The 1,259-nt window shown below is 75.5% G+C and carries 1 protein-coding gene; it reads right to left on the bottom strand.

Annotated features, from left to right (window positions below):
- Positions 1–307: 307 nt before the first annotated feature.
- Complete coding sequence (locus ACFXGA_RS32860) at positions 308–1,045, bottom strand: DUF4328 domain-containing protein (RefSeq protein ID WP_378094737.1); 738 nt, start codon at positions 1,043–1,045, stop codon at positions 308–310.
- Between the last annotated feature and the right edge of the window lie 214 nt (positions 1,046–1,259).

Here is a 1,259-nt window from a genome sequence, read left to right as displayed (position 1 = left end):
TGTGTGTGGGGGGGGGGCGGCCCCCCGGGGTGGGTGGGGGTGGGGGGCGTGGCCGCGGGCGCCCCGCCCCCCGGGGGGGCGCCCCCCGCCGCGGCCTGCTCCGGACCCTGCCGCCACCCGGTAACGTCCGCAGGCGGCCTCCCCCGGACGCTGCCGCCACGCGGTGAGGACCGGGGGCCTGCTCCGGCCCCTGCCACCGCAGGGTCGGACCGACGCACGGCCCGCTCCAGCGTGGCTACTCCGGGCGCTACCACCACAGGGTCGACCGACGCACGGCCCGCTCCGCCGTGGCTTACCCCGGCGTGGCCTACTCCGGACGCTGCCAGCGCGGGTCGTGGGCGGGTGGCGGGATCGGCGCGGTGGGCGGGCGCGGGAAGTCGACCTGGGTCAGGCCGACGGACGAGGGCGAGACGATGTCGGGCGGCGTGACGAAGCCGGGCACGGACTGGAACGCGCCGATCCGCCGGACGACGTTCGCCGCGAGCACGGCGGCGGCCACCGAGAGCGCGGCGACGACGACGAGCATCACGCCGCCGTTGGCGAACTCGTCCACGGACTCGCCGGCGGCCAGCATCCGGTCGGTGATCCGGTCCACCACCTGGTAGGCGATGAACAGGCCCCACCACCAGTTGATCTCGGCGTGGCCGCGCGGCGGCTGGTGGCGGGGCGCGCTGACGTCCCAGACGTCGGCCACCACCCGGCGCGGGATCCAGAAGCTGACGATCGGCAGCCAGCCCCAGATGGTCCAGTGCCTGGCGTGGTGGTGGGCGTCCCACGCGACCAGGTCGGCGTTGGCGCGAACCCGCCACGACCACATCACGAACACCACGCCGGCGGCGAGGTAGACCGCCGTGCCGGCCAGGTCGAGCAGGTTGGTCGCGGCGAGGGTGCGGTCGAACTCCGCGTCCCCGACGAGCCCGTCGACGTAGTCCTGGAGCACGCCGTGCACCCGCCACACCCACCCGGCCATCACCAGGTCGGACAGGGCGGTCAGCGCGACCAGCACGGAGAACGCGACGCCAAGGCCGCGCACGGATCGGAACACGGACATCTCCACTGCGAAAGGGCCCCCGACCCGGGACGGAGCGTACGTGACGGAACCGGCGAAAGGGACCGGATTCCCACGTCCCGGACGGCGGCGTGCGTCGCAATGCGCACCCGCGCCCGGCGGCGCGACCCCGGGGGCGGTACGCCCGGGGGACGCCGCCCGGCGGTGTGGTGCCCAGTTCAAGCCGTTCCCCGTAACGTAACTGGGGTGC

The organism is Actinosynnema sp. NPDC059335, from assembly GCF_042752395.1.
In the GTDB taxonomy this organism is placed as follows: Bacteria; Actinomycetota; Actinomycetes; order Mycobacteriales; family Pseudonocardiaceae; genus Actinosynnema.
The sequence above is the reverse complement of the archived record's forward strand: the minus strand, read 5'-3'. Positions and strand labels throughout refer to the sequence as shown.